Raw genomic sequence first — 17997 nt, 5'->3', positions numbered from 1 at the left:
ACGGCAATGTCCGCCCCTCGTGAAAGGATCCCGCTGTGCTGCGATCTAAGAAGGAAACCGTCGAGCTACCCGAAGACTCCGGGTGGTGGGCCTTCGCCTACGCTGGCCTCGTCGTCGGCGCCGCTCTCGGCTTCGGCTACGCCCTGGCCCGGAACGTTGCGGTCGGCGCGCTCTCATCGTCCGACGTGTTGATCGCAGCCGCGATCGGCGCAGTGCCATTGGCAGCGGGCTTCGCGCTGGTCGAGGTGGGCCGCCGCAAGTTCGCAGCGCGGCAGAGCCAGGACTAACGGCTCGAGTTCCTCGCCGGAAACGCTTCGCTCAATCGACAGAGAGCACGTATAGCAGCCGGTGATCGGCGGGAATCGATGCCTCCAGCGCCTCGCGAGCGCTGCGGTAGTCCTGGCCCTCGGCGTCGAGCTCACGAGTGGCTGCGCTACGGATGCGTCCGGTCGCAATGACGCGGCCGCCTCGCGGCATGGAGTTATGAACCTGGATCAGCTCGTACCCGGCGGGCACCTGCGCCTCGATCAGCGCGCGAGCCGACTGAGCATCGTCGGCCTCGGCCGTGACCTCGTCGACCACGGTTGATTGGATTAGGCCCCGAATGTGCATGCATTCAGGCTAGATCGGACCACCGTCGCTACTGTCCGCCCGGGATGTTGCGGGGGTCATTCCCGGGCTGGATCGATCACCGATCCGCCCATGCAGCACGGCCGGCCCCGCCGAAAGTCTGCGCGCCGCTTTCGGGGGGTCGCCGACAAGAACCAGCGATACGGACCCAACGGCTCCTATAGCGAAAGGCGGGACGATGAACGCAGTGGACCCTCACGACCTGGTCGAGGCAGCACGCCGGGCGGCGGTCCTCCGACGGGCCAGTCGACAGGCGTGCGACCTCGCCCTCCGCAACGCTGTAAAGCAGCTCAGCCGACACATGACCCACGAGGAGATCGCCACCGAGACGGGGCTTACCGTCGCGCAGGTGGAAGTACAGCTCCGCAGCGACGTCTCGTTCCCGGCACCCGGCAACGCGGTAGCGCGCGGCATCTTCGACCAGATCCATCACGAAGTCTGGTCACACGTCGACTCTCCCGCCGTGCACCTGAACAACGAAAACTGGCGTCATGAGCACCCCTCGCTGGGGCTCTTCGCCCGCGCCGGCCACGGGGCACACCGATGAACTGCCGAGTCTGCGGCAGCCAGCTCTCACCTGCCGCCCGCAGCTGCATCGAGTGCGGCAGCGCGGTCCTCCTCATTCGCGCGGCAGAAGGCGATGCCGCCACCACCACCCGGCTCGAACTGCGTACCGAGGATGACGATGCTCCCGTCGCCGAGGCCGATGAGCAGCCCATCCCGACAGCCCATGAGGTGCCCATCAGCTCGCCTCCCGCGGTCGAACCCCGACCCGCCCGAGTCTCCCGCGCATCGAAGTCCCGTCCCACGAACGTCACCGCACTCCCCAAACGAGCCACCGCGCACACCGCTGGTGCAGCCGCCCTGCTCAGCCTGGACCCGATGCCAGAAGCGGAGCCCATCACCGACGTCGAGCCGGCCCCGACTTCACGGGGACGGTCATTTGAACCTGCACTTCCAGAACCACAGCAGGAGGCATTCGTGCCGCCTGCACTGCTCGAGCCAACGCCCACCACGCTCGCAGACGGGGTCGACCAGACCCGTATCGTGGTGCGCACCCCGCGCGTGCGATTCCGGCTCACGTTCGGGAACGGTGAGGATCACCAGGTGGTCGGCCACTCGATCCTCGGTCGACGACCGACACCGCAGCCCGGAGACGAGTCGCCCCGGCTCATCACTATCTCCGATCCCGAGCGCTCGGTATCGAAGACCCACCTCGAGCTGGGAATCGAGAACGGGACCCTCTGGATCTCAGACAGGTGGTCCTCCAACGGAACGGTCCTTGTCACCCCGCACGGTGTCGGCCGGATCTGCGACCCGGGGCGCCGGTACGAGGTCGAGGCCGGCAGCACCGTAGAAATCGGCGACGTGACGTTCATCGTGAGCACGCTGTGACGCGGCCGACCACCGACCAGCGGGGACCGATCCCCGCACCCCCGGCCCCTGCGCCTAACACCGCAGGGATCAAGGAGGACACGACTTCCGTTGGGAAGGCGAGGCCGGCGGATACAGGTGGCAGCGACGGCGAGAGCTATGGTCAGACCGTGGCCAAGAATCAGACGAAGCGAGCGACACTCTTCGGCGTCGACGAGCTCGACTGGCCCGGCCTCCTCCTGCTCGCAGTCGCCATGGGCTTCGGCGTACCTCTCCTGACTCGCACGCTCCTGCCCAGCTGGCAGAGCGGATCCCTCACAGCGGTCCTCGTCCCGGTCTACCTCATGGTCGCGCATTGGATTGCCGTGGTCGCGATCGCTGGCGCAGTGCTCTGCGGTCTCCTCGACTGGCTCCGCGAGCGTCCGACACAGGCCCGCTAGCAAAGCGGCCAGCGAACGCTACGACCTCGCCGGCGTCCGCGGACGCCCAGTCCGCGGATCCAACCCTGCCCGCCACCGGGCGCGCTGCTCTTCGGGAGTCACGATCGAGCCGTCCGGGGCCGTTGCCGGAGTGAAGAAGTTCGGCATCCCCAGCGCCAAGGCGCAGGCGTCGAGTGCTTGCGACAACTCATCGTAGAAGCCGAGAGGCCAGCGCTGATCGCGCTGAAGTACCCAGTGATCGACGCGGTACATCATGAGCGACTCGTGAGTGTCCGTGCGCACCGCGAGCCGGTACTCGATCTGGAACCGGATCTTCAGAGAGTCGTCGAGCACCAGCCAGACGCGCTCCCCCGGCCGCAGCACGTGCATTCTGACCTCCCTGTGGCGTGATGCAGACAAGCCCGCGCCTGTCCACTTTTGACGTGTCGATGGTGCGACGTACACTCCCCAGTATCGAACAAACGTTCGAGTGTTCAAAGATGGAGTCGCCGTGCTGCAGGTCCTCGGGCGGGTCGACGAGCTCGCTCCACCAGGTGGGGTGCTCACTCCGGTCTCGGCCGCCGTCTCGGCGGGCTTCCCCTCCCCTGCCCAGGACCACTACCGGGGTCCCATCGACCTCAACGAGAATCTGATCCTCGACCGGACCTCGACGTTCATCCTGAACGTGGCCGGCGACTCGATGATCGGGGCCGGCATTTTCGACGGCGACCAGATCCTGGTCGACCGCAGCATCGAACCCGACGTCGGCGACGTCGTAGTCGCGATCGTCGACGGCGAACTGACGCTGAAAACGCTCGCGCGCTCGAGCGGTGGCTGGATCCTCCGCGCCGAGAACCCCGCGTTCCGATCCATCCCGCTCGAAGGCGAGACCGAGATGGTGATCTGGGGCGTCGTCACCTTCAACATCCACCGCCACCGATGATCGGACTCGTCGACTGCAACAATTTCTACGCGAGCTGCGAGCGGGTGTTCGACCCCTCCCTCGCTTCGCGGGCCGTCGTCGTGCTGTCCAACAATGACGGATGCGTCGTTGCGCTTTCGGCCGAGGCGAAGGCCCTCGGCATCAAGATGGGGACGCCCTGGTTCAAGATCAAGGGCGCCGCTGATCACTGGAATTTGACCGCGAAATCCAGCAACTACGAGCTGTACGGCGACCTGAGCGCCCGCATGCACGAGCTGGTCGGGCGGTTCGGAGCCTGGGTCGAGGAATACTCCATCGACGAGTGCTTTTTGCACGTCAACGAGGAACGCACCGACCTCGCGCAGCTCGGCCGAGACATCCGCCATGCCGTGCGTCGCCACGTCGGGCTCCCGGTGTCGGTCGGCTTCGGGCCGAGCAAGGTCCTGGCGAAGCTCGCCAACCACGGGGCCAAGCGAAACAAGCAGCTGGACGGTGTCTGCGCGTGGACGGACTACTCCGCCGAGCAGCAGGAGCGCATCCTCGCCTCCTACCCGACCAGCGAAACCTGGGGTATCGCCGGCCGCCTCGAGCGACGGCTCGCCGAGCGGAACATCCACACGATGCTGGACCTCAAGAACGCTGACCCGGCGATGATCAAAAAGGCGTTCGGCGTCGTCGTGCAGCGCATCGTCTACGAGCTCAACGGGATCTCCTGCATTGAGATCGAGCCGGAGCGGAAGGCGAAGCAGCAGATCATCTCCTCCCGGATGTTCGGGCACCCGGTCACCGATCCCGCCACCGTAGAGCACGTGCTCTCCGTGTACGCGCAGCGCGCCACGGCCCGCATGCGACGGGAGAAGTCCGTTGCCGGCCTCGTCTCGGCATTCGCTGCGTCCTCGCCGTACGCGGACAACTACACCTCCGCCTGGGGGCAAGCAGCGTTCGCGATGCCGACCGACGACCCGGTGGCGATCGCCAAGGCCGCCGCGGGGAGCCTGCGCGACAAGCTGCGACCCGGCGTCAAGTACGTCCGCGCCGGCGTCATGCTCAACGCACTCTCCCCCGCCAGCTCGCACTCCTTCCTCCCGATGTTCCAGCCGAGCTACGACCACCGCGGAGTTGGCGACCTCCTCGATAAGGTGCACCGCCGCCACGGCGAGCAGGTCATCGGACTCGGCATGGCGGGAATGCGCCTCGGAGCCGGCTTCGAGATGCGACGGGAGATGCTCTCCCCCAGAGCGACGACGCACTGGGCGGAATTGGTCACCGCGCACGCACGGTGACGTCCACGTGCCTGGGATGCGACCATTCCGGCCTTCTGCTAACGTGCCTTACACAACGCACAACGGTGCGTTGTGTAAGGCAAGGAGGAGCGAGTGCCCATTCCTACGATCAGGCCGCCGCGCAATTCGTCTGGCGCTGACCCGACAAGGCTGGTGACCCGAGCGGAAGCCGCCCGCCGATTGGACGTGAACGCCTCCGGAGGGCTGCGCAAGATGATGCGTTGTGGGCTGCTCCCCGACTCGCCCACCGACGCCGACGTAGCCCGCTGGGAGGGTCGCCCGTTTCTGGGTCTCGCCAGCGGTGAGCTGACCGTCCTGCGCACGGACAGCAAGGAGCCGTCGCCGCCGGTCTATCCGAAAGATCCGCGCAGGTGGCTCGGCTTCGACGTCACCATGACGGACGTCGAGCTGGAAGACGCCTCTCTGCGGTGGTGGCGCTGCAAACCCGCCCGCGTCCTGTACAACGAACTGTTCGTGGTGACGATTGCCGAGTTCCCCGTGGCGCTCTATCTGCTTCACGAACACGTCGATCAGCGGCGCTTTGGTGACGAAGAGTTCGATCGCCACCGCTTCGCCGGCGCCCTGCTGGCTCGGCTCGGCGACACTCTCGAGTTGGACGTCCGGTCCTCCCCTGCACTGTCCGAAAGCGACGTTCGAACCATCATGTCGTCGCGAATTCGGACCTCGTCCGGAGGCCCCATCGGCTATCTGGAGGTCGACTGATGCGCGCGGCACGAGGGTCGGCACATAAGGGGGGTGCTAAGCGTAAAAATCCGCGCTAATCAGGTATTTCCCTAGAAAGTGGGTCTGTTAAAAGCTACTCGATTCTGTTAACGTCGGCCACGAAGCTGACAACGAGGAGCGAGTGAATGGCTGGCCGACGACCCAAGAAGACCACCCCCAACGATCAGGTCGAACTGGACCTGTGGGGATTGGCCGAAGAGGCCGCCGATGCACGCGTCACCGACGCACGCGAGGCGGCACCGAGCAGCACCGAGGCGGCGCTGATCGATGGCCAGTTGAGCTTTGACGACTTCTTCAAGCAAACGGCAGGAGAGACGGATGAACCAGTACGGGACGCGGATCGAGGACCACTGGCGGAGGGTAGCTCCGACGCAGTATCGGCAGATCGAGGATCCGGAGACGTACTTCACGGAGCTGGGCGAGGAGATGCTGACGGTCGTCGACCAGCTGCAGCAGACTCTGGCCGGTCCGGACAGGCAGGGCGAGAGCTACCTGGAGAAGGTCGGACGGTTGAACGCCGCCCGGAAGCAGGCGGAGGAAGTGGCCTGGGAGAACCTGGTGACCGTTCAGCCCGAGCAGACGGACGCGGAGGTACGGGAGAACTGGGCGGCGACGCAACCGTCGCTGGACTCGCTGGCGGACTGGGCGGAAGCGACCAGGGACGGGGCCGACTGGGCGAAGCCGATCGAGATGGTCGCGGAGGAGTGGATGCTGGATCGCACGTTCCTGCAGCACCTGGTGGAGCAGGAGCAGCCGTATACGTTCCTGTTGAACAGCACGGAGACCTTGCAGCAGTCGGAGGCGGCACGGTTCGCTCGGTGGAAGGCGAGCACGCCCCAGTAGCGTTCCGTCCGCACGCCGGCGACCACCTCACCCCGAGCGGCGCGAAGGCTCGCTTCGACGCCAACATCGACGCCATTCGCGTCGCCAACCGGCTCGCTGGCGAGGGTCGACCGGCAACCCCCGGCGAGCAGGTCATTCTCTCGCGGTTCTCCTCATGGGGAGCCGTCCCCGACGTCTTCGACGAGAGCAAGGCGAATTGGTCGACCGAACGTGCCCTCCTGCAGTCGCTTCTTTCCGAGGAGGCGTACTCCCAGGCCCGGCGCACGACGATCAACGCCCATTACACGGACACCGCGTACGTCGAGGCGATCTGGTCGACGATGCGCACTCTCGGCTTCCAGGGCGGCACGGTGCTCGAGCCCGGCGCGGGATCCGGCACTTTCATCGGGATGGCACCTGTGCACGCGCGGATGGTCGGCGTCGAGCTCGACCAGACCAGCGCCACCATCGCTGCCGCGCTCTACCCGGGCGCGGAGATCCGCGCCGAGTCGTTCGCTGATACGAAGCTGCCCGAGGGCTACTTCGACGCTGCAGTCGGAAACGTCCCCTTCGGGAACGTCCAGCTCCACGACCCGATCCACAACGCGGGCCGTCACTCGCTGCACAACCACTTCATCATCAAGTCCCTCGCGCTCACGCGCCCCGGAGGCCTGGTTGCGGTCCTCACCAGCTCGTACACGATGGACGCGCAGAACCCCGCCGCGCGCCGAGAGATGAACAAGCTGGCCGACCTGGTCGGCGCCGTCCGCCTGCCCACCGGAGCCCACCGACGGACCGCCGGCACCGAGGTCGTCACCGACCTCCTCATCTTCCGTCGCCGCGAGGTCGGCGAGCCGCCCCGCTCCGACATCTGGGAGACCGTCTCCGCTCACAAGGTGGGAGAGAGCGTCGTCAAGATCAACGCGTACTTCGACACGCGCCCTGAGCACATCCTCGGTGAGCTGAGCGTCGGCACCGGCATGTTCGGCAACGACACGCTCCACGTGACGTCGGATCTGGCGACCGTGCCCGAACGACTGGAGCGCGCTCTTGACAGCGTCGTCGCCGATGCCCGACACAACGGCCAGCTGATGACCCCTCGTTCCGAGCGCTCCGAGGCGCAGCTCGCGGCCTACCGGCCCGCCGACGCCACGCTCTGGGACGGCACAATCCTGGCGCAGCCCGATGGCACGTTCACGACCGTCGAGCGCGGCAGCCAGCACCCGCTGAAGGTCCCGAAGACCGTCTCCGTCGAGCTGCGGCACCTGCTGCGCCTCCGCGATACCGCGAAGCAGCTGCTCGAGACCGAGGCAGGAACTCGCGAGGAGACCGCAGAGCTCGCGGCCGCGCGCAGTGACCTGCGGTCGCAGTACGACGCCTACACGGCCAAGTACGGGCCGCTCAACCGCTTCACGCTCCGCAACACCGGCCGCGTGGATCCGGAGACCGGAGAAGAGACCCTGGCACGGGTCTCCCCGACCGCTACCCGCATCCTCCGCTCCGATCCGTTCGGCCCTGTGGTCATGGCGCTCGAGTTGTTCGATGAAGAGAAGCAGATCGCGCAGCCCGCCGCGATCCTGACCCAACGGGTCGTGAGCACTCGACCCGAGGTGCAGGGAGTCGATACCCCGGCCGAGGCGATCGCCGTCAGCCTTGACCGTCTGGGCCGCATCGACCTGCCGACCATCGCTCATCTGCTCGGTGAAGAAGAGGCGGAGGCGCGCACCGCGCTCGGATCCCTGGTCTATGACGACCCGGTCAGCCACGAGCTGGTCGCGGCCGCCGAATATCTTTCCGGCGACGTCCGGGTCAAGCTCGACGCCGCCCGCCAGGCCGCTACCGAGGATCCCGCGTTCCGTCCCAACGTTGAAGCACTCGAGAAGGTGATCCCCGCACCTCTGACCATGGAGGATATCCAGGCGCGTATGGGCGCCGTGTGGATCGACGAGGGCACCCACCTCGAGTTCCTGCAGGAGATCCTGCGCGATCGGTCCCTGACCGTGGAGAACCCGTTGCCGGGCACCTGGGATGTTCGCGGCAACCGGCGCACTATCCTCGCCACCGACGAGTGGGGCACCACCCGACGGCCGGCCCCCGACATCGCAGCTGCCGTGCTCGAGCAGCGCAGCCTGACCGTTTACGACGAGATCAAGACCTCCGAGGGCACCCGTCGAGTGCTGAATCCGCTGGAGACGCAGGCGGCAACCGAAAAGGCCGAGAAGATGCAGGAGCGCTTCTCCGAATGGGTCTGGGAGGACTCCGACCGCGCAGCCCGCCTCACGGAGGAGTACAACCGCCGCTTCAACTCGATCGTGCTGCGCGACTACACGGACGCCGGCGACTACCTCACCTTCCCCGGCATGTCCGCCACGTTCAACCCGCGCGCTCACCAGCGGGCGGCCGTCGCGCGGATGATCGCTGAACCCGCGGTTGGTCTCTTCCACGAGGTGGGAGCCGGCAAGACCGCCGAGATGGTCATGGGCGCCACCGAGCTCAAGCGAATGGGGCTCATCACCAAGCCCGTCGTCGTCGTGCCGAACCACATGCTGGAGCAGTTCGCCCGAGAGTGGCTTCAGATCTACCCCCAGGCACGCATCCTCGCCGCCTCCAGTGACGACCTCACCGGCGACAAGCGCCGCCTATTCGTCGCCCGCGCAGCGGCCAACGACTGGGACGCCATCATCGCAACCCGCACCGCGTTCGAGCGCCTGCCTGTCTCCCCAGACTTCGAGCAGGAGTACATCCAGAGCGCCGTCGACGAGCTGCGCGCCGTCGTCGAAAGCTCCCAGGCCGAGGACCGCCTCACCACCAAGCAGCTGGAGAAGAAGCTGCTGCGGCTGGAGGAGAAGCAGAAGGCGATGATCGACCGCCCCCGGGATCCCGGCATCACCTTCGACTCGACCGGCATCGACTATGTCATCGTCGACGAGGCGCACGAGTACAAGAACCTGTCCACGGACTCCAACATCGACGGCGCATCCATCGCCGGCGCTGGCAAGGCCACCGACCTGCACATGAAGCTCGAGTACCTCCGCCACCGCCACGGCGGCCGCGTCGCCACCCTCGCCACGGCCACGCCGATCGCCAACAGCGTCACCGAGGCCCACGTCATGCAGCGGTACCTGCGCCCGGACCTGCTGCGCGATGCCGGCGTCCACAACTTCGACGCCTGGGCCGCCACCTTCGGCCAGACCGTGACCGAGATGGAGATGGCTCCGACCGGCGGCGGCAACTTCCGCCTGAAGACCAGGTTCGCCAAGTTCCAGAACGTCCCCGAGATGCTGCGCATGTGGCACGTGTTCGCGGACGTGAAGACCGCGGAGGACCTCAACCTCCCGACCCCGGACCTCCGTGAACGCCCTGACGGGCAGCGGCTGCCCGTCACGCACGTGTTGGCGCCCACCCCGCTGCTGCAGCGCTACATCGAGAACATCGCCGAGCGCGCCGATCAGGTGGCCAACAAGATGGTCAAGCCCGAGGTCGACAACATGCTCAAAATCTCCACCGATGGGCGGAAGGCCGCGCTGGACATGCGCATGGTCGGCTTCGATGAGCAGACCGACCAGAACAAGCTCACGGCCGTCGCCTCGCAGATCCTCACCATCTGGGAGGCCAACCGCGGCAACCGCTACACCGACACCGTCAGCGGGCAGCTCTCCGAAGTGCCCGGCGCGCTGCAGCTGGTGTTCAGCGACCTCGGGACGCCGGACCCGCAGCGCTGGGATGCCTACAACGAGCTCAAGTCGTTGCTGGTCGCAGGCGGGATGCCCGCCGACCAGGTGCGGTTCATCCACCAGGCGAAGAACGACGCCGAGAAGGGACGCCTCTTCGCCGCCGCCCGCGCCGGCCACGTGGCGGTCCTCCTCGGATCGACCCAGAAGATGGGCGTCGGGACGAACGTCCAGGCCCGCGCGATCGCACTCCACCACGTCGACTGCCCGTGGCGCCCGGCCGACATCCAGCAGCGCGACGGCCGGATCGTTCGACAGGGAAACCAGAACAGCGAGGTGGAGATCCACCGGTACGTGGTCGAGGGATCCTTCGACGCCTACATGTGGCAGGCCGTTGAACGGAAGGCGAAGTTCATCGCCCAGATCATGCGCGGCAAGCTCGACGTGCGCGAGATGGACGACATCGGCGACGTCGCCCTCTCCGCAGCCGAGACCAAGGCACTGTCCAGCGGCAACCCTCTCCTTCTCGAGCAGGCGCTCGCCCGCGACGAGGTCGCCAAGCTGCAGCGACTGAACCGAGCGCACTCCCGCAGCCAGCGCAACATGATCGACCAGAAGAAATCGGCAACCGGACGGCTCGACGCGATCGACAGGAACATCTCTGAGCTCGAGGCGGCGATCCCCAAGGCCCGCGCGACGGACGGCGACCACTTCGCGGCCACCATCGACGGGCGCACCGTCACCAAGCGCACGGACGCAGCCGACGCCCTGCAGAGCTGGGCGAACCGCAACTACATCACCTCGCTGCCGTCCTACACCGACCGCAAGCTGGGCACGATGGCGGAGATCGGCGGGTACACGATCAACGCTCGCGCGCAGTACAGCACTCTCGGGCTGCAGATCGTCGCCGAGGTGTCGGAGGCGCCCGTAGCGGCGATCGCCGTCACCCGCGACTCCTTCACCAAGGGCATGTCCGGCATGGTCACCCGGCTCGAGAACCTCGCGAACTCGCTGCCGCGTCTGCTCGATGAGCAGAAGCAGCGCCGCTCTGAAGCCCTGGAGACGATCGCGGAGGCCGAGCAGCGCATCGGACGCCCCTTCAAGTACGCCGACGAGCTGCAGACGGCTCAGGAACGTCTCGACCGGGTCGAGGCGGACCTTGCCGCCCTCGCCGCAGCAGACGCCAGAGAAGGAGCAGAGCGACCGCAAGCTCCGGATGTCCCGGCCAAACCGCACGCGGGCGTGGTCAGCAACCGCCTCCCGAACTCACCTCATACGACCGGCCAGGGCCGGCCGACGGGAAGCCGATTCGGTCGATGAGCGATGGGGCGACCCGATGGGCCGCCCCATCTCGCTTAGGGGTTCGCGGGTGAGTACGTCGTCCGATACTCCGTCACCGCTTCTCCGGCGACGCTCAATCGCTCGACGTCGACCATGTCGGTGCCGAGGGCGGTCACCGTCTCGTTGAACTCGTTGATGACAATGGTGTGCTGAATGATGTGCCTCCAGGTGCACTCGGATTGACCAGCTGAGCCGGGAGACCGCACATGCGCTCTCCCTCCTTCTATGCGCGGCAAGGGCCGTTCGGGTGTGAGACGACCGTTGTATGCGGTTCTAGGTGTTCAGCTGGGAGAGCGCGGGCGCGTCCTCCACTACACCTATGCGCGGCACGAGCCCTTCAGCTGCGCCCGGCGCCTTCCAGGACGCCGGCGAGGGACGACCCTCGCGCTCCCGACGCCGGCTTCGCCGGGCGCGCTCGACGGAGCTCCCGCGAAGGAGCGCCCTCCGGGCGCGGCATCTTCTTCGCCGATTTCGCTGTACCAGCGTTCCGCTCCACGCCCGGCCGTAAAGGGCGCCTGCGGCGTCCCTCCGGGATGCGCTGCGCGCACCCTTGACTGCCGTCCGCTGCGCGGATCGGCACTCCGCGCCGAAATCGGCAAAAGAACGATCAGGGGTCCACGGACCAAAAGCGGAAGGAGCGGCACATGGCATTCCTCATCACACGAGACGTCATCACCCGGAAGGACGAGGAGGGCTACGGCTTCGGCGTTCAGGGACCGAGCGACGCGCAGCAGGACACGCTCGACCGGCTCGCCGCCGGGGAAGGCCGGGCCTTCCGGATGCTCGATGACGACGGGTTCGTCTACTACCACGGGCGCATCCTCGAGGACGAGCGCGAGCAGACGTGGGACCCGGTCGAGTGGGAGTTTCAGCCGCTCTTCTGCTACGGCGCCCCGAACGCGGGCGCGGTCACCATCCAGTACCGGGACGAGAGCGGCGCCTGGCGCTCGATCTGACCAGCTCAGCCTCGCGGGGGCCGCGCTGGCGGCCCCCGCCAACCTCAAGGAGAAGACATGAACACCACCGACACCATCCGCCACAACGTCCCGGTCACCTACGGATACGGCGTCTACATCGCCCACACCGTGGCTCCGCACCGATGGAACGGCTGGATCCTCCCGTCGTTCACCCGCGAGGTCGCGGACCAGCTCGCGGCCGACCTCGCCGCGCAGGAGGCACGGGATCCTGACGAGTACCGCACGCTCGTGCGATGGAACGACGAGCTGCAGGGCTACATCCTGCAGAGCGCCGACCTGGAGTCGCAGGGTTACCAGCCCGAGGTCGTCACCGGGCACGACGTCGACGACGTCACCCTCTACGCCATCGGCGCAGGGGTGTGGACCTGGTACGAGGCCGAGGAGGGCGACAAGTGAGTCAACTCGCCTTCGACATCGACGCGATGATCCACGAGGTCGAGGTCCAGCAGATGCCCGCCTGGAACGGTGCGCCCCTTCGGTTCACGACCGACTACTACACGCCCAGTCAGCTCGACGCGGCCTTCCGCCGCTACCAGGTCGAGCGAGGACACTTCGGCTGCGTCCCGCTCTCCCACATGTGGAACCGCACCGGGCTCACCGGCGCGCACGCCGACACCAACGGACACACCCTCGTCTCCTTCACCGCCGACCTCCGCCACAGCTACCTGTGCGACGGACACCGGTGGCAGTCGGAGACCCCGTGCACCTGCCTCGGCGACCTCATGCACCAGGGGATCTGTGAACAGTGCAGCTGGCATGCGATCGCCGCCGACGAGAACGGCGTCGTCGAGGCATGGCACGACCACGCGATGCCCGGATGGCGATCGCTGCCGATCCTCCCCGAGTCGCTGCGGATCAAGCTGCAGAGCGGCGAGAGCAGCCACCGCGGCCAGGCGTGGCTCGACCGCTACCCCGAGGCGTGGCAGTTCGACGGTGCACCGATCCGCACCGAGCGCCCGACGCGAGCCCCCCGCCACATCGCAGGCCGAAGCCCCTGGGGCGGATTCGATCTCGCCGCCTGACGGCCGCCGCCGGGAGGGCCGCCCCATCGAGGGGCGGCCCTCCCGCTCGTTGGGGCGCGTTCGGCGCCGACGTCGCCGCCCAGCAATCAGAGCCCAGGACGGAAGAGGACCGCCTGCGGCGGACCCCTATCTCTGCGCGGAGCCGGCCAGGGCCGGCACTGATTCTTTGCTTTTGCCGCCATTCACGGCAGCCCGAACCTATCCGCTCCAGTCGCTCCGGCCAACGGGGCGCCCTCCGGGCGCTGCGGAGTTGCACGAAAACTTTTGCCGGGGCGCAAGCGCCTTATCCGTCAAAACTTTTCCCGCAACTCCGCAGTGAACCCGCTTATGGCCTCCACTCCTTCCGCGGAGAGGTTAGGTCTCGCCGAGATGGCAACAAAAAACGATCGACGGAGAAGGAGAACGAATGATCATCACTGGCGTCCGAATCGACCTGGACAACACCCTGTGCGCCGTGAAGCTGGACAACACCAGCGACGCGCAGCGGGCCGCCGGAATCCGAGACCAGGTGGAGTCGGCACAGCCGTACGCCCTGCGCTTCGCGGATGGCATCGAGGTCTGGATCGACGACGAAGGCCCCTACCGCTCCGAGCGGAACCACCTGCTCGCGGCCATGGTCCGCAAGGCGTACCCCGAATGGTCCGAACCGATCCACGGTCGCGGTCTGTTCCTCGGCGTGGACCCTACCGACGGCACCCCGACCTCGCTGACCACCGAGCAGCAGATCGCCGTCGTCACCGCCTGGCGAGAGGCGTCGGTCGAGCCGACACCGGTCGCCGTCACCGCCCACTGATCGAACAGAAAAAGGTCGGGCACCAAGGCAGTGCAAGTGCCTTGGTGCCCGACCAACTCCCGAAAGGATATCGCACGATGAACACCCACGAAGCCCACACCGACCTCCCGGCCCTGATCCAGGCGGGCACCATCACCATCGAAGTCATCGACACCGCAACCGCCCAGCTGGACCCCAACGTCCGCTCCCGCCTGGACGGTCTCGACACCCTCACCGACTCCATCCGCGAGGTAGGCGTCCAGGAGCCGGTCCGCGCACGTCGCGGCGACAACGGCGAGGTGTACGTCTGGGACGGCCAGCGCCGACTGCTCGCCGCACGCGAAGCCGGTGTCGAGAAGATGCTCGCCGTCTTCGGCCTCCGCGACCACAGCGGAAGCGAGGCAGACCGCATCCTGGACCAGCTCCGCACCTTCACCCGCGAAGACCTCAACCTGGTCGACCGCGTCAAGGCCGTCGAGCAGCTCACCCTCGAAGGCGTCTCCGTCGCCAAGATTGCACGCAGCACCGGCCAGTCCAAGGACGATGTCAACGCGGCGGTGAAGGTGGCCAAGTCCGAGGTCGCGCTGCGCGCCATCGACACCTACCAGCTCACCCTCGACCGCGCTCTCTATGCCGCCGAGTTCGGCGACGACGAGGACGCCCTCTGCGCCATCGCGGACGCCGACGAGGAGGAGCTGGAATTCATCGCCCAGCAGCTCCGCGACCGCCGCGAACTCGATGAGTACACCGAGGCGCTGATCGCCAAGCTGCAGGCCGAGGGCAAGACCATCGCAAGCTCCTACAACGCGGGAGTCCAGCTCTGGAGCCTCACCGATGCCGATGTCGACGCCGAGGACCGGCCCTCGCTCGACGCCGAGTCGCACGCCACCTGCCCCGGAGCGATCTACTATCTGCGGGTCTGGGGAACCGAGGACACCGGGTACCGCCTGGACCAGCTGTGCAGCAGCCCGGAGCTTCACAAGCCGCGCATCGGCACCAGCGTGGCACGCCCGACCGCCGGCCCCGTGGACGAGACCGACGAGGAGCGCGAGGCGCGCCTGGACGCCGAGAAGGACGCCCAGCGCCGCGAGCGACGCCGCGTCGTCAAGTACAACCGCATGTGGCGCTCCGCCACCAAGCTCCGCCTGCAGTGGCTGAGCGAACTGGTCAACCGCAAGAAGCTCCCGGCCGACGCGAATGTGTTCGTCGCCTTCACGCTCACGCGCTTCCGCTACGAGGCGATCAACAGCGAGCACAGCTCCATCCTCGGCAAGCTGCTCGGGTTGGAGGGCTACGACGAGCGCAACCAGGCGGCGACCCTGGTCGAGAACAACCCGGCGAAGGCCGAGCACGTCAATCTCGCCGTCGCCCTCTCGGGTCGGGAGAACCACACCAGCGAGTTCTCCTGGCGACAGCCGAACAAGACGGACGAGGCCTACCTGCTCACGCTGGAGTCCTGGGGATACCACCTCACCGAGGTCGAGCGGATCGCCGCTGGGTACGCCGAGCCGAACGACGACCCGGCCCCCGTTGAGTCGAGCGACGACGAGGACGACGAGCCGGTCGAGGACTGAACGGAAGGGGCGGCGGCCTGACCGGTCGTCGCCCCGGGCCGTCCCGCTGGGACGCCCGCGAGGAGGCCCCGCCCCCTCGCGCTCCCCCCGGTGCCGGCGGCCGCCGGCGCGGTCGACGGAGCGCCCGCAATGGAGCGCCTGCGGCGCGACCATCTTTTCGCCGATTTCGCTGGACCAGCGTTCCACTCCGCCCGCAGCCGTAAAGGGCGCCTCCGGCGTCCCTGCGGGATGCGCTGCGCGCACCCTTGACGGCTGCGGTCTCCGCGGAGCGACCCTTCGGGCCGAAATCGGCAGAAAACGTGGTGGGGGTTCTGAAGCGGACAGCTCAGCACCCAGCCCCGGCTCACGACACGAAGGGAACCGACATGACGAACACCAGCACTCCCGCCACCCAGGTCACGCGGCGCGAGGTCGTCGCCCTCCGACGCATCGTCGTCGCCGCGCGGCGCACGCGGAGCAACCAGCAGCGCGTCTTCCGCGCCAGCTACGCCGCCATCATCCTGGCCGAGGTCATCACTCTCGCCATCGGCGCGGCCTCCTTCATCGACTTCATCCACACCGGTAACCCCGCAGCGGCCGAGAGCACCCGCATCGCCCTCCTGGTCGCGCTCGGCACCTTCCTCTTCATCCTCCCGGCCGTCGCCTACATCGACCTGATGACAGAACGCGCCCCCCGCCGCCGCTCCTGAGCAGCACACCAGAAAGGACAACGACATGACCGCTTACCGCGCCGCAATGCACCAAGGGACCCTCCGCGAGTTCATCGTCGACTTCACCAGCGACGGCAAGGTTCTCCGCGGAGCCGACAACCTCCACGACGACGACGACCCCGGCATCTTCGCCGTCGTCGGATTCGTTCGCGATGAGGTCAAGACCGAGCTGGCCGACGGTCTGCGCGACACCGACAGCATCATCGGCTCGTCGCTGGCGATCGAGATGATCGGCGGCTGGGAAACCTACACCTTCGCCGTCATCGACACGATCGAGTCACTCGACATCGCGGAGTGACTGGGCAGCGGGGCCGGCCTCCGGTCGGCCCCGCGAGGGGGACCCGCCCCCTCGCGCTCCCCCAGTAGCCGGCGGACGCCGGCGGCGGCCGATGGAACGGCCGCGACGAGCCGCCTACGGCGGCACCCTCCAGGCCTTCGGCCCCAGTTCTTTTGCCGTGAAGCCTGCGGCATTCTACGGTCGGCGACCTGCGCGCAAGAGGCTTTCGCGGCATATCCTCCCTCGCTCGCTGCGCTCACTCACTCCGGTATTCCACGACCTCTTGCACTCCGGCCGCTCTCCCTGAACGGCACTACGTGCCTTCACGGCAAAACAACGAGGGAGAGGAAACCACGATCATGGGCAAGCAGGTCACCCGCCGGACTCCGGAAGAGCGCAAGGCACAGGCGGAGGCCCTTCACGCCTCGATCGCAGACCAGGTGCAGCAGCTCACCGACAGCGACCAGTGGCGCAAGTTCCTGGACTTCACCCGGTCCTTCCACACCTACAGCCTGAACAACCTCCTACTGATCCTCTCCCAGCGTCCCGACGCATCCGCGGTCGCGGGATTCCGTCAGTGGCAGGCGAAGGGTCGACAGGTCCGACGCGGCGAGAAGGCGATCAAAATTTTCGGGTACTCGACCAAGAAGATCACCGAGGAAGACCCCGAGACCGGCGACGAGGTGGAGAAGCGCCTCACCCGATTCCCCGTTCTGTCCGTGTTCGACATCGACCAGACCGACCCGATCGACGGCGCAGAAATCCTCAACCCCGTCGCGCAGCTCACCGGCACCGACGACCACGGCGTACTCGTCCCCCTCACCGCGCATCTGGAGGCCATCGGGTGGACCGTCACCACCGAACACTTGAACGGCCCGAACGGGTACGCCGACCCGGAACGGAACACCGTCGTCCTGCACGATGAGCTCGCGCCCGAGCAGGCCGCCAAGACCCTCATCCACGAGGCCGCGCACATCACCCTCGGACACGTCGACGACGCCGACGAGTACCGCGCGCACCGCGGCCGCATGGAGACCGAAGCCGAGTCCGTCGCCTACGTCGTCGCCGGGATGCTCGGATTCGACACCAGCGCCTACAGCATCGGCTACATCGCCGGATGGGCCGACGGAAACGCGGACGTCGTCCGCGCTACCGCCGCCCGCGTCCTGGCAGCCGCGCACACCATCGCAGACGTCTTCACCCCCGACGAAATCCAGGAGGCGGCATGACCGCCGAGATCGTCGCCATCCGGAAGGGGGACGGACACCCGCACCTCAGTTACGACGGATTGAAGACCCTCTGCGGCCGCATCCCGCAGCCCAACAACTGGGCGCACATCCAAGTGATGGACCCCGAGCTGACCGTCCGCCTCACCGCAGCAACGCTCACCCGGCCCTGGTCGCTGGAGTCGGTGTGCGTCCGCTGCATCCGACTGGTCGGGCTCGGAGACGAATACGAC

Annotated in this window: 21 protein-coding genes; 18 read left to right on the top strand and 3 right to left on the bottom strand. The window is 67.2% G+C overall.

Annotated features, from left to right (window positions below; all coding sequences use genetic code 11):
• Window positions 1-35: 35 nt before the first annotated feature.
• Window positions 36-287 carry a hypothetical protein gene (locus Q0Q23_RS09635; protein WP_295122483.1) on the top strand — a complete coding sequence of 84 codons (252 nt, stop codon included), beginning with the start codon at window positions 36-38 and terminating at the stop codon, window positions 285-287.
• A 31-nt stretch (window positions 288-318) separates the two neighbouring features.
• On the opposite strand, the gene Q0Q23_RS09630 is transcribed toward Q0Q23_RS09635, so the two are convergent.
• Window positions 319-582, bottom strand: coding sequence for a hypothetical protein (locus Q0Q23_RS09630; protein ID WP_295122481.1), 264 nt, complete (start codon window positions 580-582; stop codon window positions 319-321).
• Between the two features lie 349 nt (window positions 583-931).
• On the opposite strand from Q0Q23_RS09630, the gene Q0Q23_RS09625 reads away from it, so the two are divergent.
• Window positions 932-1177: a hypothetical protein gene (locus tag Q0Q23_RS09625; RefSeq protein WP_295122479.1), complete on the top strand. Its 246-nt coding sequence runs from the start codon at window positions 932-934 to the stop codon at window positions 1175-1177.
• Window positions 1178-1203: 26 nt separating this feature from the next.
• Here Q0Q23_RS09625 and Q0Q23_RS09620 read toward each other — a convergent pair whose 3' ends face one another.
• Window positions 1204-1362 carry a hypothetical protein gene (locus Q0Q23_RS09620; protein WP_295122477.1) on the bottom strand — a complete coding sequence of 53 codons (159 nt, stop codon included), beginning with the start codon at window positions 1360-1362 and terminating at the stop codon, window positions 1204-1206.
• 249 nt (window positions 1363-1611) lie between these two features.
• Between Q0Q23_RS09620 and Q0Q23_RS09615 the strand changes: the two genes are divergently transcribed.
• On the top strand, window positions 1612-2025 hold the full coding sequence (locus Q0Q23_RS09615; RefSeq protein ID WP_295122475.1) for an FHA domain-containing protein: 414 nt from the start codon (window positions 1612-1614) through the stop codon (window positions 2023-2025).
• 149 nt (window positions 2026-2174) lie between these two features.
• Window positions 2175-2444, top strand: coding sequence for a hypothetical protein (locus Q0Q23_RS09610; protein ID WP_295122473.1), 270 nt, complete (start codon window positions 2175-2177; stop codon window positions 2442-2444).
• Between the two features lie 18 nt (window positions 2445-2462).
• On the opposite strand, the gene Q0Q23_RS09605 is transcribed toward Q0Q23_RS09610, so the two are convergent.
• The gene (locus Q0Q23_RS09605; RefSeq protein ID WP_295122471.1) at window positions 2463-2813 is read right to left on the bottom strand and encodes a hypothetical protein; all 351 of its coding nucleotides are present in this window, start codon (window positions 2811-2813) and stop codon (window positions 2463-2465) included.
• Between the two features lie 169 nt (window positions 2814-2982).
• Here Q0Q23_RS09605 and umuD point away from each other — a divergent pair, with 169 nt between their 5' ends.
• The 14 genes from umuD to Q0Q23_RS09535 all read left to right on the top strand — a co-directional run.
• Window positions 2983-3366 carry a LexA family transcriptional regulator gene (gene umuD, locus Q0Q23_RS09600; protein ID WP_295122594.1) on the top strand — a complete coding sequence of 128 codons (384 nt, stop codon included), beginning with the start codon at window positions 2983-2985 and terminating at the stop codon, window positions 3364-3366.
• The gene (locus tag Q0Q23_RS09595) at window positions 3363-4628 is read left to right on the top strand and encodes a Y-family DNA polymerase (protein WP_295122469.1); all 1266 of its coding nucleotides are present in this window, start codon (window positions 3363-3365) and stop codon (window positions 4626-4628) included. Before umuD ends, Q0Q23_RS09595 begins: the two co-directional genes overlap by 4 nt.
• Window positions 4629-4781: 153 nt before the next feature.
• The gene (locus Q0Q23_RS09590) at window positions 4782-5351 is read left to right on the top strand and encodes a hypothetical protein (RefSeq protein ID WP_295122467.1); all 570 of its coding nucleotides are present in this window, start codon (window positions 4782-4784) and stop codon (window positions 5349-5351) included.
• Window positions 5352-5690: 339 nt separating this feature from the next.
• A complete protein-coding gene (locus Q0Q23_RS09585) occupies window positions 5691-6215 on the top strand; it encodes a hypothetical protein (RefSeq protein WP_295122464.1) in 525 nt (174 codons plus the stop codon).
• Window positions 6191-11185: an SNF2-related protein gene (locus tag Q0Q23_RS09580; RefSeq protein WP_295122462.1), complete on the top strand. Its 4995-nt coding sequence runs from the start codon at window positions 6191-6193 to the stop codon at window positions 11183-11185. Before Q0Q23_RS09585 ends, Q0Q23_RS09580 begins: the two co-directional genes overlap by 25 nt.
• 665 nt (window positions 11186-11850) lie before the next feature.
• On the top strand, window positions 11851-12162 hold the full coding sequence (locus Q0Q23_RS09575; protein ID WP_295122460.1) for a hypothetical protein: 312 nt from the start codon (window positions 11851-11853) through the stop codon (window positions 12160-12162).
• Window positions 12163-12219: 57 nt separating this feature from the next.
• Window positions 12220-12579 (top strand): hypothetical protein, encoded by a 360-nt coding sequence (locus Q0Q23_RS09570; protein ID WP_295122458.1) that lies wholly within the window; start codon window positions 12220-12222, stop codon window positions 12577-12579.
• Window positions 12576-13205: a DUF6349 family protein gene (locus Q0Q23_RS09565; protein ID WP_295122456.1), complete on the top strand. Its 630-nt coding sequence runs from the start codon at window positions 12576-12578 to the stop codon at window positions 13203-13205. The genes Q0Q23_RS09570 and Q0Q23_RS09565 overlap by 4 nt, the downstream gene beginning before the upstream one ends.
• Before the next feature lie 406 nt (window positions 13206-13611).
• Entirely contained in the window at window positions 13612-13998 is a 387-nt protein-coding gene (locus tag Q0Q23_RS09560) for a DUF3846 domain-containing protein (protein WP_295122454.1), read from the top strand.
• Window positions 13999-14075: 77 nt separating this feature from the next.
• Window positions 14076-15551 carry a ParB/RepB/Spo0J family partition protein gene (locus Q0Q23_RS09555; protein ID WP_295122451.1) on the top strand — a complete coding sequence of 492 codons (1476 nt, stop codon included), beginning with the start codon at window positions 14076-14078 and terminating at the stop codon, window positions 15549-15551.
• 365 nt (window positions 15552-15916) lie between these two features.
• Entirely contained in the window at window positions 15917-16240 is a 324-nt protein-coding gene (locus tag Q0Q23_RS09550) for a hypothetical protein (RefSeq protein ID WP_295122449.1), read from the top strand.
• A 25-nt stretch (window positions 16241-16265) separates the two neighbouring features.
• A complete protein-coding gene (locus Q0Q23_RS09545) occupies window positions 16266-16559 on the top strand; it encodes a hypothetical protein (protein ID WP_295122447.1) in 294 nt (97 codons plus the stop codon).
• Between the two features lie 338 nt (window positions 16560-16897).
• The gene (locus Q0Q23_RS09540; RefSeq protein ID WP_295122444.1) at window positions 16898-17767 is read left to right on the top strand and encodes an ArdC-like ssDNA-binding domain-containing protein; all 870 of its coding nucleotides are present in this window, start codon (window positions 16898-16900) and stop codon (window positions 17765-17767) included.
• A partial coding sequence (locus Q0Q23_RS09535; protein WP_295122442.1) for a hypothetical protein occupies window positions 17764-17997 on the top strand: 234 nt, incomplete at its 3' end. The genes Q0Q23_RS09540 and Q0Q23_RS09535, both read left to right, overlap by 4 nt.

The sequence above is a fragment of the uncultured Leifsonia sp. genome (assembly GCF_945957465.1).
Lineage (GTDB): Bacteria > Actinomycetota > Actinomycetes > Actinomycetales > Microbacteriaceae > Leifsonia.
Note: the sequence above shows the minus strand (reverse complement) of the source record. Positions and strands in the feature narration are given on the sequence as shown.